This window comes from Celeribacter arenosi, from assembly GCF_039539485.1.
Lineage (GTDB): Bacteria > Pseudomonadota > Alphaproteobacteria > Rhodobacterales > Rhodobacteraceae > Celeribacter > Celeribacter arenosi.
Genome location: NZ_BAABDF010000003.1, coordinates 243,131 through 265,062, shown reverse-complemented (window position 1 = coordinate 265,062; position 21,932 = coordinate 243,131). Strand labels below are relative to the sequence as shown.

The 21,932-nt window shown below is 61.5% G+C and carries 21 protein-coding genes; 14 read left to right on the top strand and 7 right to left on the bottom strand.

Annotated elements, in window-relative coordinates; genetic code table 11:
* The 3 genes from ABD815_RS03505 (at position 1) to ABD815_RS03495 (ending at position 1,152) form a co-directional block, all read left to right on the top strand.
* Entirely contained in the window at positions 1 to 273 is a 273-nt protein-coding gene (locus ABD815_RS03505; protein ID WP_344843514.1) for a YciI family protein, read from the top strand.
* Positions 273 to 692 (top strand): EVE domain-containing protein, encoded by a 420-nt coding sequence (locus tag ABD815_RS03500; protein WP_344844254.1) that lies wholly within the window; start codon positions 273 to 275, stop codon positions 690 to 692. The genes ABD815_RS03505 and ABD815_RS03500 overlap by 1 nt, the downstream gene beginning before the upstream one ends.
* A 61-nt stretch (positions 693 to 753) precedes the next feature.
* Positions 754 to 1,152, top strand: coding sequence for a DUF1761 domain-containing protein (locus ABD815_RS03495; protein WP_344843512.1), 399 nt, complete (start codon positions 754 to 756; stop codon positions 1,150 to 1,152).
* 282 nt (positions 1,153 to 1,434) lie between these two features.
* On the opposite strand, the gene ABD815_RS03490 is transcribed toward ABD815_RS03495, so the two are convergent.
* Together ABD815_RS03490 and ahcY are read right to left on the bottom strand one after the other, a co-directional pair.
* Entirely contained in the window at positions 1,435 to 1,776 is a 342-nt protein-coding gene (locus tag ABD815_RS03490) for a DUF2853 family protein (RefSeq protein ID WP_344843510.1), read from the bottom strand.
* A 240-nt stretch (positions 1,777 to 2,016) separates the two neighbouring features.
* Positions 2,017 to 3,405, bottom strand: coding sequence for an adenosylhomocysteinase (ahcY, locus tag ABD815_RS03485; RefSeq protein ID WP_344843507.1), 1,389 nt, complete (start codon positions 3,403 to 3,405; stop codon positions 2,017 to 2,019).
* A gap of 79 nt (positions 3,406 to 3,484) precedes the next feature.
* On the opposite strand from ahcY, the gene ABD815_RS03480 reads away from it, so the two are divergent.
* Positions 3,485 to 4,108 (top strand): HD domain-containing protein, encoded by a 624-nt coding sequence (locus ABD815_RS03480; RefSeq protein WP_425549844.1) that lies wholly within the window; start codon positions 3,485 to 3,487, stop codon positions 4,106 to 4,108.
* A gap of 128 nt (positions 4,109 to 4,236) precedes the next feature.
* Here the strand turns inward: ABD815_RS03480 and ABD815_RS03475 are convergent, their stop codons facing one another.
* Positions 4,237 to 4,389: a hypothetical protein gene (locus tag ABD815_RS03475; protein ID WP_344843504.1), complete on the bottom strand. Its 153-nt coding sequence runs from the start codon at positions 4,387 to 4,389 to the stop codon at positions 4,237 to 4,239.
* Positions 4,390 to 4,485: 96 nt separating this feature from the next.
* Between ABD815_RS03475 and ABD815_RS03470 the strand changes: the two genes are divergently transcribed.
* On the top strand, positions 4,486 to 5,412 hold the full coding sequence (locus ABD815_RS03470) for a LysR family transcriptional regulator (RefSeq protein ID WP_344843502.1): 927 nt from the start codon (positions 4,486 to 4,488) through the stop codon (positions 5,410 to 5,412).
* Between the two features lie 3 nt (positions 5,413 to 5,415).
* Here ABD815_RS03470 and ABD815_RS03465 read toward each other — a convergent pair whose 3' ends face one another.
* Entirely contained in the window at positions 5,416 to 5,967 is a 552-nt protein-coding gene (locus tag ABD815_RS03465) for an ActR/PrrA/RegA family redox response regulator transcription factor (protein ID WP_344843500.1), read from the bottom strand.
* 102 nt (positions 5,968 to 6,069) lie between these two features.
* Positions 6,070 to 6,699: an SCO family protein gene (locus ABD815_RS03460; protein ID WP_344843497.1), complete on the bottom strand. Its 630-nt coding sequence runs from the start codon at positions 6,697 to 6,699 to the stop codon at positions 6,070 to 6,072.
* A 91-nt stretch (positions 6,700 to 6,790) separates the two neighbouring features.
* On the opposite strand from ABD815_RS03460, the gene regB reads away from it, so the two are divergent.
* The 9 genes from regB (at position 6,791) to hslU (ending at position 20,319) form a co-directional block, all read left to right on the top strand.
* Entirely contained in the window at positions 6,791 to 8,191 is a 1,401-nt protein-coding gene (gene regB, locus ABD815_RS03455) for a sensor histidine kinase RegB (RefSeq protein WP_344843494.1), read from the top strand.
* Positions 8,192 to 8,266: 75 nt separating this feature from the next.
* On the top strand, positions 8,267 to 9,841 hold the full coding sequence (locus tag ABD815_RS03450) for a PAS-domain containing protein (protein WP_344843492.1): 1,575 nt from the start codon (positions 8,267 to 8,269) through the stop codon (positions 9,839 to 9,841).
* Positions 9,842 to 9,881: 40 nt separating this feature from the next.
* Positions 9,882 to 10,940 carry an aminoglycoside phosphotransferase family protein gene (locus ABD815_RS03445; RefSeq protein ID WP_344843490.1) on the top strand — a complete coding sequence of 353 codons (1,059 nt, stop codon included), beginning with the start codon at positions 9,882 to 9,884 and terminating at the stop codon, positions 10,938 to 10,940.
* 26 nt (positions 10,941 to 10,966) lie between these two features.
* Positions 10,967 to 11,593: a nucleotidyltransferase family protein gene (locus ABD815_RS03440; RefSeq protein WP_344843488.1), complete on the top strand. Its 627-nt coding sequence runs from the start codon at positions 10,967 to 10,969 to the stop codon at positions 11,591 to 11,593.
* Complete coding sequence (addB, locus tag ABD815_RS03435; protein ID WP_344843485.1) at positions 11,586 to 14,549, top strand: double-strand break repair protein AddB; 2,964 nt, start codon at positions 11,586 to 11,588, stop codon at positions 14,547 to 14,549. The genes ABD815_RS03440 and addB overlap by 8 nt, the downstream gene beginning before the upstream one ends.
* Positions 14,546 to 17,953, top strand: coding sequence for a double-strand break repair helicase AddA (addA, locus tag ABD815_RS03430; RefSeq protein ID WP_344843482.1), 3,408 nt, complete (start codon positions 14,546 to 14,548; stop codon positions 17,951 to 17,953). Before addB ends, addA begins: the two co-directional genes overlap by 4 nt.
* A 58-nt stretch (positions 17,954 to 18,011) precedes the next feature.
* Entirely contained in the window at positions 18,012 to 18,332 is a 321-nt protein-coding gene (gene trxA / locus ABD815_RS03425) for a thioredoxin (protein ID WP_344843478.1), read from the top strand.
* Positions 18,333 to 18,463: 131 nt separating this feature from the next.
* Entirely contained in the window at positions 18,464 to 19,021 is a 558-nt protein-coding gene (gene hslV / locus ABD815_RS03420; RefSeq protein ID WP_344843475.1) for an ATP-dependent protease subunit HslV, read from the top strand.
* Positions 19,018 to 20,319, top strand: coding sequence for an ATP-dependent protease ATPase subunit HslU (gene hslU, locus ABD815_RS03415; protein ID WP_344843472.1), 1,302 nt, complete (start codon positions 19,018 to 19,020; stop codon positions 20,317 to 20,319). The genes hslV and hslU overlap by 4 nt, the downstream gene beginning before the upstream one ends.
* Here hslU and ABD815_RS03410 read toward each other — a convergent pair whose 3' ends face one another.
* Both ABD815_RS03410 and mltA read right to left on the bottom strand, forming a co-directional pair.
* Positions 20,320 to 20,916, bottom strand: coding sequence for a Smr/MutS family protein (locus tag ABD815_RS03410; RefSeq protein ID WP_344843469.1), 597 nt, complete (start codon positions 20,914 to 20,916; stop codon positions 20,320 to 20,322).
* Positions 20,913 to 21,929, bottom strand: coding sequence for a murein transglycosylase A (gene mltA, locus ABD815_RS03405; RefSeq protein ID WP_344844249.1), 1,017 nt, complete (start codon positions 21,927 to 21,929; stop codon positions 20,913 to 20,915). The genes ABD815_RS03410 and mltA overlap by 4 nt, the downstream gene beginning before the upstream one ends.
* Between the last annotated feature and the right edge of the window lie 3 nt (positions 21,930 to 21,932).

Sequence of the window (21,932 nt, the reverse complement as noted above, 5' to 3'; positions counted from 1 at the left end):
ATGCTCTACGCCCTCATTTGCACCGATAAAGCAGGCGCCCTTCAAACGCGCCTCGACAACCGTGACGCCCATCTCGCCTACATCAAGGAAACCGGTGTCGTGGCGCAGGCCGGTCCGTTTTTGAACGAGGCCGGCGAGATGTCGGGATCGCTGGTCATCGTCGATGTCGCGGAACGCGCGGATGCGCAAAGCTGGGCGGAAAACGACCCCTACGCCAAAGCCGGCCTGTTCAGTGCCGTGCGGATTGAGGCATGGAAACGGGTGGTCGGCTGATGCGGTATTGGCTCTTCAAATCCGAAGCCGAAGTATGGTCGTGGGACCAACAGTTTGCCAAGGGCGAGGTCGGCGAGGAGTGGAACGGCGTGCGCAACTATCAGGCCCGCAACAACATGCGCGAAATGCAGATCGGCGATCTGGGGTTTTTCTACCATTCACGCGCGGAGAAAGAAGTCGTTGGTATCGTTGAGGTTTGTGCCTTGGCCCATCCCGACAGCACCACCGATGACGAACGTTGGGAGTGTGTGGATATCAAGGCCGTGAGGTCGTTTAACAAACCCGTCACGCTGGCGATGTGCAAAGACGACCCGCGCCTGTCCGACATGGTTCTGGTGAACAACACGCGCCTGTCGGTGCAGCCGGTGTCGCCCGAAGAATGGAAAGTCGTCTGCGAGTTAGGTGAGACAAATCCCTAGTCAGGTTTTCGGTCCTGTGGTTGATTAAGACGATAGGTATCTTCAACGAAGAGGGATGAAAATGGGACTATTGGCTGTGTTAGTGGCCGCGCTTGGCGGTTTTTTGACCGGAGCTGCAATCTACATGTCGCCGCTGTCAAAGCCGTGGATGATTGCTGCCGGCATTAAATGTGACGAGAACGGCAAGCCTGTCGATCAGGCATCACCTGTGCCCTTTATCATTAGCGGCATCGCGATGATCCTGATGGCGGGCATGATGCGTCATGTGTTTGCGATGGCGGGGATCGACACGGGCGCAAAGGGGTTTGTGGCCGGACTCGGCGTGGGCGTGTTCATGATCGCGCCATGGATTGCGATGAACTACGGCTATGCGGGTCGTCCACGGAATCTGACATTGATTGACGGGCTATACGCGATTACGGGGCCCGCCGTCATTGGTCTGATCCTCGGTCTTTTCTAACGCTTTTATGAAAAAAAGGAGGGTCCCGACCCCCCGGAACCCTCCACCACCCCACGTGCTCCCTAAGCACCACACGTGTTCTGAATATTAGGTCCGGTCCATCCTGGTCCGTGAAAGGACACTAGGCCAAACGAGAGAGTCGACGCAATCTTCAAGTGGTTAGAATTTCGCTCAACTCCGAGACGGTTTGGTAAGGTGTCTTTAAGTTAACCCGTTGCCAACAATAAAAAAAACCGCGCCGACCGTGAGGCCCGCGCGGTTTAATCGTTGCCGTAAAACGACTTAGCCGTAGACGGCGTCTTTGCCGAAATGCTTGGTCAGGAGGTAGTAGACCACGGCACGGTATTTTGTGCGCTCGGAGCGGCCATAGGTATCGATCACGGAATTGATCGCATCCATCAACTCGGGGCCGTCTGCGAGGCCGAGTTTTTTGACGAGGAAGTTGTTTTTAACGGTTTCGAGTTCGCTTGGCTGCGAACCGGCGACGGTCGATGCGTCGGCGTTGTAGATTGCGGGACCGCAACCGATAGTGACCTTCGTCAGCAGGTCCATGTCGGGCGTCATGCCGCATTTGGTTTTGATGTCTTCTGCGTATTTCGCGATCAGATCGTCACGTTTTCCCATAGGTCTTCTCCCACCTTGTCAAAATTTGCGGCTCAATCGGCCTGCCCGTCGTTGGAGCTGGGCAGACGGTAAAGCGATTTTCCAAATCAACAAAGGGGGAATTTTCCTAAGATTCCGGCTTACTTGACGAGATTCGGCCCGGGATATCGAAAGCGGGAATTTTGGGTGGGCATAGAAAAACCGCCCGAACGGATGTCGGGCGGCTTTGATGTGTCGTTATTTCCCAAAGGTATGGATGGCTTAGTAGCGGTAGTGTTCCGGCTTGAACGGGCCTTCGACAGTTACGCCAATGTAGTCGGCCTGCTCTTTTTTCAGCTCGGTCAGCTTTACACCGATACGGGCAAGGTGCAGGCGGGCGACTTTTTCGTCGAGGTGTTTTGGCAGGATGTAGACGCCTTTTTCATAGGCCGCGCCGTTATTCCAGAGTTCCATCTGCGCGAGCACCTGATTGGTGAAGGATGCGGACATCACAAACGACGGGTGGCCGGTGGCGTTGCCGAGGTTCAACAGACGGCCCTCGGAGAGGAGGATGATGCGGCTGCCGGACGGCATTTCGATCATGTCCACCTGGTCTTTGATGTTCGTCCACTTGTGGTTTTTCAGGTTCGCGACCTGAATTTCATTGTCGAAGTGGCCGATGTTTCCGACGATCGCCATGTCTTTCATTTCGCGCATATGCTCGATGCGGATGACGTCTTTGTTGCCGGTGGTGGTGATGAAAATGTCTGCGGAATCAACGACATCTTCCAAAAGGACGACTTCGAAACCGTCCATCGCGGCCTGCAGCGCGCAGATCGGATCGACCTCGGTAACCTTCACGCGGGCCCCTGCCCCGCGCAGAGATGCGGCGGATCCTTTGCCGACGTCGCCATAGCCACAGACGACGGCGACCTTGCCGGCCATCATGGTGTCGGTGGCGCGGCGGATGCCGTCGACGAGGCTCTCTTTGCAGCCGTATTTGTTGTCGAATTTCGACTTGGTCACGGAGTCATTCACGTTGATCGCGGGGAAAGGCAGTTGGCCTTTTTTGTGCAGATCGTAGAGGCGGTGAACGCCGGTGGTTGTCTCTTCAGAGACGCCTTTGATGGCCTCGCGGGTTTTGGTGAACCAGCCCGGGGATTGGGCCATGCGTTTTTTGATCTGGGCGAAAATAACCTCTTCTTCTTCGGAGGTTGGCACACCCAGCACGTCTTCGCCGGCCTCTGCGCGTGCGCCCAAAAGGACGTAGAGTGTGGCGTCGCCGCCGTCGTCGAGGATCAGGTTTGCGCCCTCGGGGAACTGGAAGGATTTGTCGAGGTAATCCCAGTGTTCTGCCAGCGATTGGCCTTTGATTGCGAAGACCGGTGTGCCGCCTGCGGCGATGGCGGCGGCGGCGTGGTCCTGAGTCGAGAAGATGTTGCACGACGCCCAGCGCACGTCTGCGCCCAGTGCCGTCAGGGTTTCGATCAGCACGGCGGTCTGGATCGTCATGTGCAGCGATCCGACGATGCGCGCGCCTTTAAGTGGTTGTTTTTCCCCGTATTCTTCGCGAAGCGCCATCAGACCCGGCATCTCTGTTTCTGCGATGTCGAGCTCTTTGCGCCCGAATTCGGCGAGGGAGATATCTTTTACGATGTAGTCGGCGGCCATGGGACGCTCCTTTAAATCTTGTTCCCGCGCGGGATAGCACCGGACCTTGGCCTTTTCAATTAAAGCTGCTTTACAACGCATGAACTGGAGCGCGATTTTCGGAGGCGACGCCGTGAGCAAGACACGTGCATGGCAGAGAATGCTGTCGGGGCGCAGGCTCGATCTGCTCGACCCGACGCCGGTAGATATCGAGATCGAAGACATCGCGCACGGGCTGGCTTTTGTGGCGCGATGGAACGGGCAGACGCGGGGCGATTTCGCCTATTCGGTCGCCGAACACTCTGTTTTGGTTGAGGAAATTTTCCGCAAACTCTATCCCTCCGAGCCGGTGAAATGGCAGATGGCGGCCCTGCTGCATGATGCGCCGGAGTATGTGATCGGGGATATGATTTCGCCTGTGAAGGCGGCTGTGGGGTCGGCATACGGGGAGTTGGATGACCGGTTGACGGCGGCCATTCACATCCGTTTCGGGTTGCCTGCGAAATTGCCCGTGGCGGTGAAGAAAAAGATCAAAAAGGCGGATCGAATCTCTGCGTGGCTCGAGGCGACGCAGATTGCGGGGTTTACGGTGGCCGAGAGCAACAAATTCTTTGGCGTGCCCGACCCGCAGATCATCGAGGGATGCGCGATTTTGCTGCGGCCGCCTTTGGAGGCGCGGATGGCGTTTACGTCGCGCTTCGAGGTGCTTTTGTCAGGGTATTAAAGACTTTGTGGCGGGTGTTTGCAGGGTTTTACAAACTGCGAAATCGCCGTTTTACATGTTTTACATGTTAAAAAGAGGTAGGGAGATACCTCTCCCCTGCCCTTTTGCCGGCCCTTTTACCGATCGCCTCAGAACCAGACTTTGCGGTTCAGTTGGAACGCGAGATCGTGACGCATTTCGCTCTCTTTATTGAGGCAAAGGCGGCGTGATTTTCCCTGCGCGGATTTACGCATAAAGGAACCGAGCCGGAAACGTGTGTTGGTGCGGGTAAAGAATGACATGGGCGAACTCCTTTGCTGGAATTCTTTTTGCCTGAGTCGGCGTGATTTGCGAAATCGCAATGGCTTTCCATATGTAAGCTGAACTATCATGTGCGCATGGATTGGCGAGATATACCTTCACTCTCATCGCTGCGCGCGTTTGAGTCCGCGGCCCGTTTGGGTGGCTATTCTGCGGCGGCGCGCGAGTTGAACGTGACCCATGCCGCCGTGGCGCAGCATGTTCGCGGGTTGGAGAGCCATCTGGGTGAAAAGCTGTTGCAGCGCGACAAAAAGGGCATGGCGCTGACCGCGACGGGGCGGTCTTTGGCGGATTCGCTGGCCGAGGGGTTCGGCATGATCGTGAGTGGCGTGCGCGCGGTGACCGATGAGAAGACGGGGCGCGCGTTGCGGATTTCGACGACGCCGACGTTTGCGGAAGTGTGGTTGATGCCGAAACTCGGCGCGTTCTGGTCCGAGCATCCCCATATTTCGGTGCAGGTTCAGCCGTCGATGGGGCTGTCGAACATGCGCGCCGACGACATTGATCTGGCGATCCGGTTCGGGCACGGCAGTTGGCCGGGGGTGGATGTGGTGCCTTTGTTGATGTCGCCGTTTACCGTGGTGTGCAGCCCCGATTACACGCCCGAGGACCGGTTGGAGGATATCGAAGATACCTCGGGGTTCTATTGGCTGTTTTCGGAATTTTCCTCCGAGCAATATGCGTGGGGGCAGCGGATCGGGATTGATTTCCACGAAGAAGGCTACCGCGAGTTGGCGAGTAATGCGCTGACGCTGTCGGCGGTGCGGTCCGGTCACGGGGTGTCGATCCAGAGCCGTGTTCTGGTCGAGGATGATATCGCATCGGGGCGCATGAAGGTGCTCTACGAGGGCGATCCGGAGAACATCGGGTATTACATCGTGACGGCAGCGGGGGTTTTGTCGCCCAACATCCGGCTGTTTCGCAACTGGTTGATCAAGAATGCCGAACCGGTGGCCACTCTCGAAGAGTTGGCCAGCGGTTGGGATGATGTTGAGCCGGATTAGGGTCTAACGCGGGGAGCGTTTGGCCAGAATGCGCTGTAGTGTGCGCCGGTGCATATTGAGGCGGCGCGCGGTTTCCGAGACGTTGCGGTCGCAGAGTTCGTAGACCCGTTGGATGTGTTCCCAGCGCACGCGATCCGCGCTCATCGGGTTTTCGGGGGGCGGGGGCAGGGCGTCGCCTTTGGCGAGCAGCGCATTCATGATGTCATTGGCGTCGGCGGGTTTGGACAGGTAGTCCGTGGCGCCGATTTTGACCGCCGCGACGGCGGTGGCGATGGCGCCGTAGCCGGTGAGCACGACGATGCGTGAGTCGGGGCGTTTGGCGCGCAGGGTTTCGACCACGTCGAGGCCGTTTCCGTCGCCAAGGCGCAGGTCGATCACCGCATAGGCCGTGGGCCGCGCGGTGGAGATGGCTTTGCCTGCGGCCACGGTTTCGGCGGTTTCCACGTCAAATCCGCGTTTTTCCATGGCGCGCGCGAGGCGGCGCAGGAAGGGTTCGTCATCATCGACGAGAAGGAGGGTGCGATCGTCGCCGAGGTCCGGTGTTAGGTCTTCCACATGCGCCTCCCGAGGCCAGTTCTGGGACTACTGCAACACATTAGGCTTGGTGCATGGGTAGGTCAAATTCCATGCTGCGGCATGCGGTCGCTGGGGTGTGGGCTATTTTGCGGCGTCGATGAAGCAGGCGGTGCGCTCGGCCATGGTTTCGGGGCTGTCTTCGCGGCGGAAGAATTCAGCGAAACCGGTGTCGGGCATCACGAGGTAGGAGAAGGTGGAGTGGTCGACGAGGTAGTATTCGGGGTCTTCGTCGGTATGTGCCTTGAAATAGGTTTTGAAGGCTTTCGAGGCGGTGGAGATTTGTTCGGGGGAGCCTGTGAAGCCGATCATGTTGTCGTGGAACAGGTCGGTAAACTCGGCCACGACCTCGACGGTGTCGCGGTTGGGGTCGATGGAGATGAAGGCGGTTTGCACGTCATAGCCGCGTTCCTCGAGCAGGCGCTGGGCGTCGGCGTTGCGCATTGAATCGAGCGGGCAGACGTCGGGGCAGAAGGTGTAGCCGAAGTAGAGGATGGTCGGTTTGGTGAAGATTTCGGCGTCGGTGACGGTCACGCCGTCTTCGCGCACCACCTCGAAGGGGCCGCCGATTGCGCCTGCGCCGCCGGAGACTGCCGAGGCGCGGCATTGGGCGAAGGGGTCGTCGGAGGCGGGTTTCATGGCAAACCACGCCGAGATTCCGAGGCCTGCGGCGACGGCGAGGATGGCGATTGAGGCGAATGTGCGCGTGGACATGGAGGGGCTCCTATCATTTGCGCGCATTGATCGCGGATCTGGCGCGGACTATCAAGGTTCTCAAATGACGCAGCATGTGAAGTGAGTGTCGATGAGCAATGCAGACACGCAGTGGATGTCGTCGGAGCGGCGATCGGATTGGGTCCGGCTTCAGACGCTGACCAATTTGCGCTGGATTGCGATTGCGGGCCAGATCATCGCGGTGATGGCGGCGAGCTTTGTGTTCGGGTTGCGGTTGGAGATCGGCGGGTTGGCTTTGGTCATCGGGGCGTCGGTGACGGCGAACCTTTTGGCCTATTTCCTGTTTCCCGGGAACACGCGGCTGAGTGAGCGCGGGGCTGCGTTGATGCAGTTTTTCGACATCGTGCAATTGTCGGCGCTGCTCTATCTGTCGGGGGGTTTGAACAATCCGTTTGCGTTGCTGATCCTCGCGCCGGTGACGATTTCCGCCTCTGCTTTGCGCCCGAAGTCGGCGATTTTGATCGGGGCGGCGGCGATTTTTCTGGTGTCGCTGTTGGTGCTCTACAACGTGCCGTTGAGGACGCAGGGCGGGGCGGTTTTGATGGTGCCGGATCTGTTTTTGTTCGGCACCTGGGTCGCGATTGTGATCGGAGTTGTGTTTCTGGGCGTGTTTTCGTGGAAGGTGACATCGGAGACGCACATCATGGGGGAGGCGTTGCTCGCCACGCAGATGGCGCTGACGCGTGAGCAGAAGCTGACCGATATCGGCGGTGTTGTGGCGGCGGCGGCGCATGAGTTGGGCACGCCTTTGGCGACGATCAAGCTGACGAGTTCGGAGTTGGTGGATGATCTGGAGGACCGGCCGGAATTGATGGCGGATGCGGTTCTCATTCGCGAGCAGGCGGATCGGTGTCGCGATATTTTGCGCTCAATGGGGCGGGCGGGCAAAGACGATCTGCACATGCGCATCGCGCCGTTGCAGGCGGTGGTCGAAGAGGCTGCCGAGCCGCATCTGACCCGTGGCAAGACGGTGATCATCGACGTGTTGGGCAGCGAGGCGGGCGAGGACCAGCCCTATGTGGTGCGTCGTCCCGAGATCATTCACGGGCTGCGCAATCTGGTGCAGAACGCGGTCGATTTCGCCGAGGCGACGGTGTGGATCGATGTGATGTGGGACGCCGAGCGCATCCGGTTGATGATCGTGGATGACGGGGCGGGGTTTCCGCCGTCGGTGTTCGGGCGCATCGGCGATCCCTTTGTGCGCAGGCGGCGGGCGGATCGCGAGGCGGCGCGTCGTCCGGGGTATGAGGGGATGGGGCTCGGCCTGTTCATCGCCAAGACGCTGTTGGAGCGCACGGGGGCGGAGATCACCTTTGCCAACGGGTCGGGCAAGAATGACGTGCATCTGCATGCGGGGCGGCGTTCGGGGGCGATTGTCGAGTTGTCGTGGCCGCGCGCGCGCATTGCGGTGACTGATGAGGAGCGCAAGAAAGCGCTGGGTGAGAACGCGCCTTTTGCGGGCGGCGTTTAGACAAATTTAAGTCTCTGTTAATTCTAATCCATGACAACTGACGGGGTCGAAATCCGTTTGCGTTGTTAGAATCACATGCCCACGTCCGCCCTGATAACCCTCGTTATGCTCGCCATGGTGAGCTTTCTCATTTCGATGGGTGTTTTGAGTGTTCTCACGGCTTTGGGGCGGCGCAGCGAGCGGCGCGAGGCGTTGCAATTGAATGCGCCCGACAGTGAAATGGTGTTCCTGTTCGACGATGAGCGGTTGGTGAGCGCGACGGAAAGTGCGCGCCATATCATGAGTTCTGCCGCCGACGTCGGGTCGGATTGGTCGCGGTTTCTCTCCGTGATGTTGTCGCGGTTTCCCGAGTTGAACACCCAGATTGCGGCGCTGGCCGAGACGGGGCGGATCACGATTGATGCGCGCGACGGGATGGCGGTTTTGAAATGCGAATGGCGCAACGGATTGGCGCGCATTGCCTTTGCCGAGGAGGCGGGTGACATGCGCGGCGGCGTTGACCGGTTTTCGATGCGCGCGATGGAGGAAGAGCTCGAAACGCTGCGCGAAACGGCCCATCACGTGCCGTTTCCGGTGTGGCGCGAATTGCGCGACGGGACGATTACATGGGCGAACTCGGCGTATCTGGCGCTCGCCGATGCCGATAGCGATGGGTCGCAACCCCCGACATGGCCGCCCGCACGGGTATTCAAGGTGTCCGGTGAGGACGGGTTGGCGTCGCAACGCGTCGAGGTGGTGGGTGCCAAGAGCCGCCAGTGGTTCGACGTGACGCGCCGGGAGATGAGCGACGGAGTTTTGTTTTCGGCTTCGCCTGCGGATCGCACGGTGCGCGCGGAGGCGCATCTGAGTGAGTTCGTTCAGACCCTGACCAAGACATTTTCCCATCTTACCGTGGGACTTGCGGTGTTTGACCGGTCGCGGAAGTTGGCGTTGTTCAATCCGGCGCTGGGAGATCTGACCCGTTTGCCGGTGGATTTTCTGATCACGCGTCCCGATCTGGCGCAGTTTCTGGACCGGCTGCGCGACAGCCATATGATGCCGGAGCCGAAGGATTACAAAAGCTGGCGTCAGGCGATCGAGGATCTCGAAGCGGCGGCGCGTGATGGCAGCTACGAAGAGGTTTGGTCTTTGCCCGGTGATGTGACCTATCGCGTGTCGGGGCGTCCGCATCCCGATGGGGCGATTGCGTTTTTGTTCGAAGATATCTCGGCGGAAATCACGCTGACGCGGCGGTTCCGCTCCGAAATCGACACCGCGCATCATGTGATCGACAGCCTGTCGGAGGCGATTGCGGTGTTTGGACCCGACGGGGCGCTTTTGGTGACGAATTCGGCCTATGACACGCTGTGGGGGTCGAAATCCATGGAGACCGTGCAGGTGTCGACCATCCAGGAGGCGACGCGGTTGTGGCATGGGAAATGTGCGCCGACGCCGCTGTGGACGCAGGTGCGCGAGAGCATTGGTCACGGGCGCGAGCGGCGCGAAATATCGGGCTCGACGCGGGCATGGGACGGGCGGCGGATTGCCTGCCGTGTGGTGCCTTTGCCGCATGGGCAGACCTTGGTCGGATTTACGTCGCAGCAACAGGGCGCGACGCCTTTGCCATTGGGCAAACCCAAAGTGGCGAGCATCCAGATCGCCGAGATATAAAGGCGCTTGTATCCGCAGGTCCGGTGCCTAAAGTTGCGCCATGGGACAAGCAACACTTTCAGACACCTCGGCACAGGTCGCGCCGCGCGATGCGCAGATGGCCGCCTTTCTCGCCACGACGCCGTGGCAGGGTGCGCGGGTTGAACCGCTGGCCGGTGATGCGTCACGGCGGCGGTATTTCCGCCTGTTCGAGGGGCCGTCGCGATCTGCCATTTTGATGGATGCGCCGGCGAGCCAAGGGGAGGATGTGCGCCCCTTTGTGGCGGTTGCGGATTATCTCGGCGGGCTCGGGTTTTCGGCGCCGGAGATTTTGGCGCGCGACGTGGCGGCGGGGTTTCTGGTTCTGGAGGATTTGGGCAACGACCTGTTCGATCAGGTTTGTGAGCGTGCTCCGGAGCAGGAAAAGACGCTCTATTCTGGCGCGGTTGATGTGTTGGCAAAACTCGCGGGGGCGGCGCCGATGGCGGGGTTGAAGCCCTATGAGCCGGTGATGGTTGATCTCGCGCTGAGTTCCTATCGGTGGTACGGCGCGGCGATTTCGGGGCGCGATTTGACGGCGGAGGCCGCAGAGGCCAAGTCGTATTTCGATCCCTTGATCGCCAGTCTGGGACGCGGGCGCACGACGGTTTTGCGCGATTTTCATGCGCAGAACCTGTTGTGGTTGTCTGAACGCGATGGCGTGGCCCGCGTGGGGTTGTTGGATTTTCAGGACGCGATGACGGGGCCTGCGGTCTATGATCTCGTCTCCCTTTTGACGGACGCGCGACGCGATGTGCCGCCTGCGGTTCGCGAGGCGGGGATTGCGCAGTTCGGGGCGGCCACGGGGGTGGGGCGTTTGCGCCTCAACCGTGAATTCGCGATTTGTTCGGTGCAGCGTAACCTGCGGATTTTGATGATTTTCGCGCGTCTGTCGCTGCATTTTGGCAAACCCGCCTATGTGGATTTGATCCCGCGGGTTTGGGACCATTTGATGCGCGATTTGAAGCACCCCGATCTCTCCGATCTCGCGCGAGTGGTTCTGCGCGATCTGCCGCCGCCGACGCCCGATAATTTGCAAATCCTCAGGTCAAAATGCGCCAGCGTCCCGACACTGGAATGATCTTTTGCGCAGGGCGCGGGACGCGGATGCGTGATCTGAGCGCGGATCGCCCCAAGCCGATGATTGCGGTGGCCGGGCGACCTTTGGTCGATCATGCGCTCGACCAGCTCGCCGGTGTGGAGCGTCTGTTTGCCAACCTGCATTATTTGCCCGCGCCGTTGCATGCGCATTTGGAGCCGCGTGGGGTCGAGACGATCCATGAGGTGGAATTGCTCGAGACCGGCGGGGGGTTGAAGAACGCGCTGGGGCGGCTCGATCGCGATGCGGTTTACACGATGAACACGGATGCTTTGTGGGACGGGGCCTTGGCGGCGGATGTTTTGGCGCAGGCGTGGGATCCGGCGCGGATGGATGCGTTGTTGTTGGTCGTGGCGATGGATCGCACGGTCGGGCATTTGGGGTCGGGCGATTTTTCGGTGGGCGCGGACGGGCGTTTGGCGCGCGGCGGGTCGTTTGTTTACACCGGCGCGCAGATCATTCGCACCGCGCCTGTCGCGGCACAGGCGGGGGCACATTTTTCGCTAAACGCAGTGTGGGAGCGCATCGGGGCGGCGGGGCGGTTGTACGGGGTCGCCTATCCGGGTCGGTGGGCCGATGTCGGATATCCGGAGGCGATTTCTTTGGCCGAGGAGATGGTGGGGTTCCATGTTTGAGGCCAGCGACAAGCCGCGTCTGTTCGGGTTGCCCTGTGGCGTCGATTATCCGCGCGAGGTTGTGCGCGGGTTTATGGAGCGGATGGCGGGGGCGTCGCCGGAGCGGGTGGCGCGCGCGCAGATCATTGTGAACACGTCGAAGTTGGGGCGCGCGATTGGCGATGCCTTCGGGGGCTATGCGCCGGGGTTGAAGCCGCGCATCCGGTTGTTGTCGCGCCTGCCCGATGATCCGGTTTTCCATGACCTCGAACTGCCCCAAGCGCCGTTGCGCCAGAAGTTGGACATGGCGCGGTTGGTCGAGGCGTTTCTGGCGCGCGAGGCGGGTTTTGCGCCCAAATCGGGGATTTTCGATCTGGCCGATAGTCTGGTGTCGGTGGTGGGGGAGCTGCATGAGGCGGGTGCGGGGAGCGAAGCTTTGGAAGGGATCACGATCCCGAATGCGTCGCGCCACTGGCAGGAATCGCTGCAATTTCTGGGCATTGCTTTTCCGTTTCTGGATCGCGAAACCGGCGGTGTGACGGCGGAGGCGCGGCTGCGCGAGGCGGTTGAGCGGTTGGCCGATGATTGGGTTCTCAGCGGGCGCGATGATCCGGTTCTGGTGGTTGGATCGACGGGGTCGCGGCCCACGACGGCGCTGTTGATGGAGGCGGTTGCGCGTCTGCCGCAGGGGGCGGTGATTTTCCCGGGTGCCGATCCGCATGTGACGCCGCGGGTTTGGGCGACGTTGCGCGAGACGGGGCATGAGGAGCATCCCCAGAAGCGGCTGGTGAGTTTGGCCGAAACGCTCGGGTTGGGGCGCACGGATGTGATGCCGTGGAGCGATGGTGCGCCCTTTGATGATGTGCGCAACCGGTTGGTGTCTTTGGCGATGCGGCCCGCGCCGGTGACGGATGACTGGATGCGCGAGGGGCCGAAATTTGCCGGTGTCGGGGCGATTGCGGCCACGACGACCCTGATCGAAGCGCCCGATATTCAGACGGAGGCGACGGCGGCGGCATTGGTTCTGCGTGAGGGCGTGGAGGCGGGGCTGCGCTCGGTCCTCGTGACGCCGGATCGTGATCTGGCGCGGCGCGTGACGGCGGAGTTGGACCGGTGGCGCATCGTGCCCGATGACAGTGCGGGGGTGCCTCTCAACCAGACCGCGCCGGGGCGGTTGTTGCGCCATGTTGTGGGGTTGCTCGGGCAGCGGATCACGACCGAGGAATTGCTGGTCCTGCTCAAACACCCTCTCACGGCGACAGGGGCGAGTTCGGCGGGATTCGAGCGTGGATTTCACCTTTTGTGGAGCCGCGAGATGGAGGTGCATCTGCGCCGCCGTTCGCGTGCCTATCCCACGATTGAGGATATGCGCGCCTGGGCTATGAGCGAGAAACGCGACCCCGCGCAGGCCGAGCAGCGGCAGGTTTGGGTGGAATGGGTCGGGCAGATTTTGCCCCTGTTTGTCGAGGCGCCGCAGGTGGCTATCGGGGCGCATCTGGACCGCGTTCTGGATATTGCGGGCGCTTTGGTGCGCGGGCCGATGGGCGAGAGCGATGCGGAGTTGTGGGCGCAGGGGCCGGGGCGGGCGGTGCGCCATCTGGTCGAAACATTGGCCGCGACGAGCGAGGCGGGCGATGTGATGTCCGTGCAGGCCTTTGGCGATTTGTTCCGCGCGCTGATTTCGCGCGAAACCGTGCGTGATCCGTCGCCCACACATCCCGGTGTGATGATCTGGGGGACGTTGGAGGCGCGGTTTTTGGATGCGGACCGCGTGGTTTTGGGCGGGCTCAATGAAACGGTGTGGCCCGAAGCGCCCGCGAGTGATCCGTGGTTTAGCCGCGATATGCGGCGTCAGGCGGGGTTGTCGTCACCCGATCAGAAAACCGGCCTATCCGCGCATGATTTCCAGCAGGCGATTGGCGCGCGCGAGGTGGTTTTGATCCGCGCGCGGCGCAATGCGGAGACGGAGACGGTGCCGAGCCGGTGGGTGTCGCGTTTGACGAACCTCATGGAGGGGATGTCGGGCGAGGGCAAAGAGACGCTGCGCGAGATGCGGGCACGCGGAGAGCGGTGGATCGAGCGGGCGAAGATGATCGAAACGCCGGAGGTCCGCGTCGCGCCTGCGCATCGCCCGAGCCCGCGCCCGCCCGTGGATGCGCGCCCGCGGCAGTTGTCGGTGACGCGTTTGGAGACCTTGATCCGCGACCCTTACGAGATTTACGCGACGCGGGTTTTGAAGCTGAACAAGCTCGACCCGTTGACCCGTTCGGCGGATGCGCGGGATCGGGGGACGGCGTTGCACACGATTATGGAGCGCTATCTGTCGGAGGATCGCGAGGAGACGGTCGAGGAATCGCGCGCGCGGTTGTTGGCGGTGGCCGAGGCGGTTCTGGCGGAGGTGGACGAACATCCTGCGACGGCGCGCCTATGGCTCGGCCGGTTGCGCCGGATCACGGCGGGGTTGGTGGATGCGGAGCGGGCGCGCAAGGCGAAGGGCGATATCGTGGCCTTGGAGGCCAAGGGCGCGATGCATGTGCCGGAGGTGGATTTTTCGATCACGGGCACGGTGGATCGGGTGGACCGGCACAAAAGCGGCGGGTTGATCATCTACGATTACAAATCCGGAACGCCCCCGACCGCCAAGCAGGTCGGCAAATATGCCATCCAGTTGGACGTCGAGGCGATGATGGCCGTGGCGGGGAAAATCGACGGGGTGGCGCCGGAGTCGGTGGTGGAATTGACCTATATTGGGCTGAATTCGGCTCTAAAACTGTTTGAGCGTGCGGTGTCCGATGTGGACATCGAGACCATGCGGAAACGGTTGATCCGGTTGATTGCGACCTATGACGATCCGGCCACGGGATATACGTCGCGGCGCGCGATGCAGTCGCTCGGCTATGTCACAGATTTCGAACATCTGGCGCGCTATGGCGAGTGGTCGGATTGGGATGAAGCCCTGCCGGAGGATGTGTCGTGAGCCGGAACCATCCAGCGTCTTTGCGGCAATTGGCGGCGTCTGCACCGACCTCTTCGACGTGGCTTTCGGCCAATGCGGGGTCGGGCAAGACCAAGGTTTTGACGGATCGCGTGGCGCGATTGTTGCTCGACGGGGTGCCGCCGGAAAAGATCCTGTGTCTGACGTTCACCAAGGCGGCGGCGGCGGAGATGCAGAACCGTTTGTTTGTGACGCTCGGGGAATGGGCGATGCTGGGTGATGCAGATTTGCGCGACAAGTTGGAGGGATTTGTCGACGGGGCGGCTTTGGACGAGGCGCGCCTCGATCAGGCGCGGACCTTGTTTGCCTGTGCGGTGGAGACGCCGGGCGGGTTGAAAATCCAGACGATCCATTCGTTTTGCAGCGCGCTTTTGCGGCGGTTTCCGTTGGAGGCGGGGGTGTCGCCGCAGTTCCGCGAGATGGACGCGATGATGACGCGGCGGTTGGTGGATGAGACGCTCGACGAGATGGCGCGCGGGGCGGAGCGCGATGCGATTGACGCGGTGGCGGTGCATTTGGGCGGCGGCGATCCCTATGCGTTGTGCAATGCGGTGATAGCGGAGCGCGAGGCCTTTGGCGCGCCGGTGAGTGGCGATGAAATCCGGTCGTGGTTCGGGTTGCCCCAAGGGTATGGCGAGGTCGATATATTGGCCTCGGTGTTTAGGGGCGGCGAGGGCGAAATGTTGCGCGAGGCGGCGGGGGTTTTTGCGACGTCGGCGGCCAAGACGGATGTGGCCAATGGCGATCTGTTGCGCGATTGGGCGGGGCGCGAGCCGTCGATGTCTTTGCTGGGCGCGATGATGCCAAAGCTGGTGTTTGACGGCACATCCAAAACCGCGCCGTTCCAGACCAAGTTCGGGCGCGGATTTCCAAACAAGAAGATTGCCGAGGCGGCGGCAGAGCCGCTCGGCGATCTGGAAGATTTCATGTTGCGGGTCGAGGAGGCGCGGGAGTCGTTACTGGCGTTTCAGGACGCGCAAAAGACGATGGCGCTGCACAAGTTTGCCCAAGGGTTCCTGCCGCGGTTTCTGGAGAAGAAGGCCGCGTTGGGGGTGCTCGATTTCGACGACATGATCGTGAAGACGCGCGATTTGATTGCGACGTCGAGCGTGGCGGAATGGGTGCTTTACCGGCTCGACGGGGGGATCAATCACATCCTCGTCGATGAGGCGCAGGATACCAGTCCCGATCAGTGGAAAGTGGTCGAACATCTCGCGGCGGAGTTCACCGCCGGGAAGGGCGCGCGCGAGGACGAGAAGCGCACGTTGTTTGTGGTCGGGGATCGCAAGCAGTCGATCTATTCGTTCCAAGGCGCGGCGCCCGATGCCTTTGATGATATGAAGGCGTTGTTTTCAGAGCGTTTTAGCGGGGCGGGCGAGCCGTTTCAGGATCTCGCGTTGGAGCATTCGTTCCGGTCGTCACAGGCGATTTTGTCGGTAACGGATGCGGTGTTCGAGGCCTGTGGCGGGACCGGCGTGGGGCCGATGTTCCATGAGGCGTTTTTCGAGGCCACGCCGGGTCGGGTTGATTTGTGGGACTCGATCGAGGCGGTGAAGCCCGAGAAGGGCGAGAGCGATTGGGAGTTCGCGCCCGATCAGGTGGGTGACGAGCATCACACCAGCCAGTTGGCGCGCCGCGTTGCGGATTTCGTGGCCGAGGTTCTGGAAACGGGGTCGGTTCCGCGCAAGCGGGAGAGCGAGAGCACAGCCGTCGCGCCGGGGGATATTTTGATCCTTGTGCGCAAACGGTCGGGGTTGTTCGCGCCGCTTTTGCGCGCGCTGAAAGCCCACCCCAAGGGCATTCCGGTGGCGGGTGCGGACCGGATGGACCTGTCGGATGAATTGGCGGTGCAGGACATCAAATCGCTGCTCGCGTTCCTGTCGCTCCAGGATGACGATCTGGCATTGGCGGAGGTTTTGCGATCGCCTCTGTTCGGGTGGAGCGAGCAGGATTTGTATACGCTGGCGCATGAGCGGCGGGCGGTGTCGTTGTGGCAGGAATTGCGCGCCCAGCGCGGCGATTGGCCCGACACGATGGCGGTGATTGATGATCTGCGCATGCAGGCGGATTATCTGCGGCCCTATGAATTGATCCAGCGCGCGTTGATCCGGCACGGGGGGCGGCGCAAATTTGTCGCGCGGCTCGGCGGGGAATGCGAGGACGGGATTGATGCGTTGCTCCAGCAGGCGCAGGTCTATGAGCGCACGGAAACGCCGAGTTTGACGGGGTTTGTCAGCTGGCTCGAAACGCAGGACATCGAGATCAAACGCGTGCTCGACGAGGGGTCGAACCTCGTGCGGGTGATGACGGTGCATGGGGCCAAGGGGCTGGAAGCGCCGATTGTGATTTTGCCCGACACGATGCGCGACACGCGCGAATCCAAGGATGACTTTGTCGATCTCGACGAGGGAAAGATCGCGTGGCGCACGTCGAAGGCGGAGCGATCCGAGGCGCTCGCGCAGGCGACGGCGAAGATCGCGGCGCAGGATGAGGAAGAAGAGAACCGGCTCCTCTATGTGGCGATGACGCGGGCGAAAAATTGGCTCGTCGTCGGGGGAGCGGGCGACAAGGAGAAGCATTGGTACGAACAGGTGCGTGTCGGGTTGGAAGCCGTGGGTGCCGCGCCGCATGAATTCGGGTTCTGTGGCGGTTTGCGCCATTCGTTTGGCGATTGGCCCGCGCGGCGGGGCGGTGAGGTGCCTGAGGCGGGCAGTTCGGCGGGATTAGAGCCTTGGTGTCGCGACGTTGTCGCGGCTGTGACGGTGCCAAAAGAGGTGGTTTTGTCGCCCTCTGACCTCGGCGGGGCAAAGGCATTGGCGGGTGAAATCGGCGGGGAGGCCGGTGAGGATGCAGAGGCGGCGATGCGGCGCGGGCGGCAGATCCATTTGTTGATCGAACACCTGCCCGCGCATCGCCGCGACACATGGGGGGCGGTGGCGCGCCATGTTTTGGCGATGGCTGAGGAACCCGCGCTCGGCGATGAGTTGGAGAGCCTTTTGCCCGAGGTGACGCGGGTGATTGATGCGCGTTATGAGTGGCCCGTGTTTGGTGCGGGCGGGTTGGCGGAGGTGCCGTTTTCGGCGCGCATCGATGCGCTGGGCGGGGCGCTCCGCGGGGCGATGGTGAGCGGGATCATCGACCGGTTGATCGTAACCGAGACCTGCGTGCGGATTGTGGATTACAAATCGAACCGCGTGGTGCCGGATCGGGTGGAGGATATCCCCCTCGGAATCCTGCGCCAATTGGGGGCCTATGCAGAGGCGTGCCGGTTGATTTTTCCCGGTCGCGCAATCGAAACGGCTGTTTTGTGGACAGCGACGGCGGAATTATGCCCTGTGCCTCTCGACATCGTGATGAGCGCCCTTGCACAGCCCACTACATCTTGACCCGCTGGGGGTGCGCACTTACGTTCCAGCCAAGTTTAGTTTTCAGGAGAAATATGGAATGGCTACCGTTTCAGCAACAGATGACACTTTCGCGCAGGAAGTGCTTGAATCCGATATCCCCGTTGTCGTCGATTTTTGGGCGGAATGGTGTGGTCCATGTAAGCAGATCGGGCCGGCTCTCGAAGAGCTGTCCGCCGAGTTTGAAGGCAAGGTCAAAGTCGTGAAGGTCAACGTGGACGAAAACCCCAACTCGCCGGCGAAATTCGGCGTGCGCGGCATTCCTGCGTTGTTCATGTTCAAGGACGGCGAAGTTGTTTCCAACAAGATCGGCGCGGCTCCGAAGGCGGTTCTGCAGGGTTGGATGGCCGAGTCTGTTTGATCGTCTGATCCCTCGACAGGTTTATCAAAGGGCGCCCGATGTGGCGCCCTTTTCGTTTTTGGGCACCCATCAGTTGGTTGCACCCCGTGGCGATCGTTTCCATATATGTTTGAAGGTAAAAAGGAGCAGTCATGTCTCGCGATGAGTTTCCAGGATGGCACGGCACGACGATTATCGGTGTGCGCCGTGGTGGTGAGGTTGTAGTGGCCGGTGACGGTCAGGTCAGCCTCGGCCAGACGGTGATCAAAGGCACGGCGCGCAAGGTGCGGCGTCTGACCCCCGGTGGGCATGATGTGGTGGCCGGTTTCGCCGGATCGACGGCGGATGCGTTTACGTTGCTGGAGCGGTTGGAGGCCAAATTGGAGGCCACGCCGGGTCAGTTGACGCGCGCGGCGGTGGAGTTGGCCAAGGATTGGCGCACGGACAAGTATCTCCAGAAGTTGGAAGCGATGTTAATCGTGACCGATGGCACGGAGTTGTTGGTGATCACCGGCGCGGGCGATGTTTTGGAGCCCGAGAATGATGTGGCCGCGATCGGGTCGGGGGGCAACTTTGCGCTCGCGGCGGCGCGTGGATTGATGAGCACCGACAAGGACGCCGAGACGATTGCGCGCGAAGCGATGGCGATTGCGGCAGACATCTGTGTTTACACGAACGGCAATTTGACCGTGGAGAAGATTTCCAAATGACCGACCTGACACCACGAGAGATTGTCTCGGAACTCGATCGTTACATCATTGGGCAAAAGGACGCGAAACGAGCGGTGGCCGTGGCGCTGCGCAACCGGTGGCGGCGTCGCCAGTTGGGCGATGATTTGCGCGAAGAGGTGTACCCCAAGAACATCCTGATGATCGGGCCCACCGGTGTGGGTAAGACCGAGATTTCGCGGCGTTTGGCAAAGCTGGCGCGTGCGCCGTTTGTGAAGGTCGAGGCGACGAAGTTCACCGAAGTGGGCTATGTCGGGCGTGATGTGGAGCAGATCGTGCGCGATCTCGTCGATGTGGCGATTGCGCAGACCCGCGAGCATATGCGCGAAGACGTGCGCGCCAAGGCGGTCGAGGCCGCAGAAGAGCGGGTGATCGAGGCGATTGCGGGATCTGATGCGCGCGAGCAGACGCGCGACATGTTCCGCCGCAAGCTACATTCGGGCGAGTTGGACGACACCGTCATCGAGTTGGATGTTCAGGAGAGCGGCACGCCTGCGGGGATGTTCGAAATTCCGGGGCAGCCGCAGATGGCGGGGATGAATCTCGGCGATCTGTTCGGCAAAGCCTTTGGCGGGCGCACGACGCGCAAAAAGCTGACCGTGGCGCAGAGCTATGATGTGTTGATCGGCGAGGAGGCGGACAAGCTGCTCGACGACGAGACGGTGACGCGCAATGCCTTGGAGGCGGTTCAGGAAAACGGCATCGTGTTCCTCGACGAGATCGACAAGGTTTGTGCCCGCTCGGATGCGCGCGGGGGCGATGTGTCGCGCGAGGGTGTGCAGCGCGATTTGTTGCCGCTGATCGAGGGGACGACGGTGTCCACGAAGCACGGGCCGGTGAAGACCGACCATATTCTGTTCATTGCGTCGGGCGCGTTCCATATCGCCAAGCCATCCGATCTGTTGCCGGAGTTGCAGGGGCGTTTGCCGATCCGTGTGGAGCTGCGCGCGCTCGAAGAGGGTGATTTCGTGCGGATTTTGACGGAAACGGATAATGCGCTGACGTTGCAATATACCGCGTTGATGGAGACCGAGGGCGTGACGGCGACGTTTACCGAAGACGGGATCGCGGCGATTGCGCGGATTGCGGCGGAGGTGAACGGCACGGTGGAGAACATCGGGGCGCGGCGTCTTTATACGATCATCGAGCGGGTGTTCGAGGAGTTGTCCTTTGTCGCGCCGGATCGCTCGGGCGATGTGGTCACGATCGATGCGGATTATGTGCAGAAGCATGTCGGCGACATGGCCAAGGCCACAGATGTGAGCCGCTTTATGCTCTGATCACTTATGGCGGCGCAGGTAGACGTAGAGTGCGCCTTCGCCGCCATGGGACACATGCGCTTGGCTGACCTGCAGCACGCAGGATTTCAGCGGGGCGGAGTGCAGCCAATGGGGCACTTGATGGCGCAGGACGCCGTGGCGGACCGGAATGGGGCCGCCATCGTCGCGATGTTTGCCTTTGCCGGTAATCACGAGCACGAGACGACGACCCGCCGCATGTGAGGACAGGATAAATCCGGTCAGCGCGGGGTGGGCGGCGGCGAGCGTCATGCCATGCAGGTCAATCCGCGCCTCCGGTGCCAGTTTCCCCTTTTTCATTTTGCCGAACCGTTTGCGGTCCATATTGAGGGGCGCGTGGTCGAGTTTGTGCGACAGGGGCGGCGCGATGTCGTGGGGCGTTTGACGCGCGGGCGCGGTGTCGCCGAGGCGGAAATCCGTCACCTCGAAGCGGGGTTTTTTCGCCTTTGGCACCGGTTTCGCGGGGGTGTCCTGCGAGGTCGCGAAGGGGATTTTCGGCTGCAGCGGTTCGGCGGTTTTGCGCACCGCCTCCCAGACCTCGAGATCCTCGGGGGTGAGCCCTTTGCGGCGGCGGCTCATCCGGCGGCTCGCTCTTGGAGGGCGTAGGCGATTTGGATGGGGAGCAGGACGATGACGCGGCCGGGATCGCGGATGCGGCCGGCCTGTTTGCCTGCTTTGTCGCCGGTGCCGTAGAACACGTCCGCGCGCTGTGCCCCTTTTATGGCGGAGCCGGTGTCCTGCGCGATCATCAGGCGGTGGATCGGGTCCGCGCCTGCCTTTTCGATCCACACCGGCGCGCCGAGCGGGACAAAAGACGGGTCGACCGCGATGGAGCGCATCGGCGTGATCGAGCGGTTCATCGCGCCGATGGGCCCGAGCGACATGGCGAGGTTGGGGAGTTCGCGAAAGAACACGTAAGACGGGCTGTGATCGAGGAGGGCCTGACCTTCGACGGGGTTGCGGCGGACCCAGTTTTTGATCACGTCGGCGGAGACCTGATGGGGTTCATAGGTGCCACGCGCGATGAGCGCTTCGCCCAAGGATCGGTAGGGGTGGCCGTTGTGGCCTGCGTAGCCGATGCGAATGGTTTGGCCGTTGGTCAGGCGGATGCGGCCCGATCCCTGCACCTGCAGGAAAAACAGTTCTGTCGGGTCATCCACCCATGCGATTTCGAGGCCGCGACCGGCAAGTGCGCCCTGTGAAATCTCGGAACGGGTGAGGGAGGTTCCCCCCGAGGGCAGGGAGTAGACCGGCACGCGGAAGCGGTGGGTTCGGGTGCGCGCGCCGTCGATTTCGGGTTCGAAGTAGCCGGTGAACAGGGGGTCGCGGCCATCCTCGATCAGGACGGGGCGAAAGAAGAGTTCAAAGAAGGTGCGGGCCTGCGGGTTGCGCGAGGCGAGTTCGCACAGGCCGGGCCATTCGGGTCCGTCGATGAGGTCGCAGGAGCGGGTGAAAACGTCGAGCGCCTCATCGTGGCGATCGTCGCTCCACCCGTCGAGTTCTGCGAAATCGAGGACGCGAAGGGACAGGTCCTCCTGCGCGGCGGCCGTGGATGTCAGGGATAGCAAGGCCGCGAAGGCGGCGCCTGCCACGCG

Excerpts from the sequence above, each read along its gene's own strand:
- ABD815_RS03470 (WP_344843502.1), top strand. The coding sequence starts at position 4,486 with ATGGATTGGCGAGATATACCTTCACTCTCATCGCTGCGCGCGTTTGAG.
- ABD815_RS03490 (WP_344843510.1), bottom strand. The coding sequence starts at position 1,776 with ATGGGAAAACGTGACGATCTGATCGCGAAATACGCAGAAGACATCAAA.
- addB (WP_344843485.1), top strand. The coding sequence starts at position 11,586 with ATGTTTGAGGCCAGCGACAAGCCGCGTCTGTTCGGGTTGCCCTGTGGC.
- trxA (WP_344843478.1), top strand. The coding sequence starts at position 18,012 with ATGGCTACCGTTTCAGCAACAGATGACACTTTCGCGCAGGAAGTGCTT.
- ABD815_RS03505 (WP_344843514.1), top strand. The coding sequence starts at position 1 with ATGCTCTACGCCCTCATTTGCACCGATAAAGCAGGCGCCCTTCAAACG.
- ABD815_RS03495 (WP_344843512.1), top strand. The coding sequence starts at position 754 with ATGGGACTATTGGCTGTGTTAGTGGCCGCGCTTGGCGGTTTTTTGACC.
- ABD815_RS03450 (WP_344843492.1), top strand. The coding sequence starts at position 8,267 with ATGCCCACGTCCGCCCTGATAACCCTCGTTATGCTCGCCATGGTGAGC.
- ABD815_RS03445 (WP_344843490.1), top strand. The coding sequence starts at position 9,882 with ATGGGACAAGCAACACTTTCAGACACCTCGGCACAGGTCGCGCCGCGC.
- ABD815_RS03410 (WP_344843469.1), bottom strand. The coding sequence starts at position 20,916 with ATGAGCCGCCGCCGCAAAGGGCTCACCCCCGAGGATCTCGAGGTCTGG.
- hslU (WP_344843472.1), top strand. The coding sequence starts at position 19,018 with ATGACCGACCTGACACCACGAGAGATTGTCTCGGAACTCGATCGTTAC.
- hslV (WP_344843475.1), top strand. The coding sequence starts at position 18,464 with ATGTCTCGCGATGAGTTTCCAGGATGGCACGGCACGACGATTATCGGT.
- ahcY (WP_344843507.1), bottom strand. The coding sequence starts at position 3,405 with ATGGCCGCCGACTACATCGTAAAAGATATCTCCCTCGCCGAATTCGGG.
- ABD815_RS03440 (WP_344843488.1), top strand. The coding sequence starts at position 10,967 with ATGCGTGATCTGAGCGCGGATCGCCCCAAGCCGATGATTGCGGTGGCC.
- ABD815_RS03460 (WP_344843497.1), bottom strand. The coding sequence starts at position 6,699 with ATGTCCACGCGCACATTCGCCTCAATCGCCATCCTCGCCGTCGCCGCA.
- ABD815_RS03475 (WP_344843504.1), bottom strand. The coding sequence starts at position 4,389 with ATGTCATTCTTTACCCGCACCAACACACGTTTCCGGCTCGGTTCCTTT.
- regB (WP_344843494.1), top strand. The coding sequence starts at position 6,791 with ATGAGCAATGCAGACACGCAGTGGATGTCGTCGGAGCGGCGATCGGAT.
- ABD815_RS03480 (WP_425549844.1), top strand. The coding sequence starts at position 3,485 with ATGAACTGGAGCGCGATTTTCGGAGGCGACGCCGTGAGCAAGACACGT.
- ABD815_RS03500 (WP_344844254.1), top strand. The coding sequence starts at position 273 with ATGCGGTATTGGCTCTTCAAATCCGAAGCCGAAGTATGGTCGTGGGAC.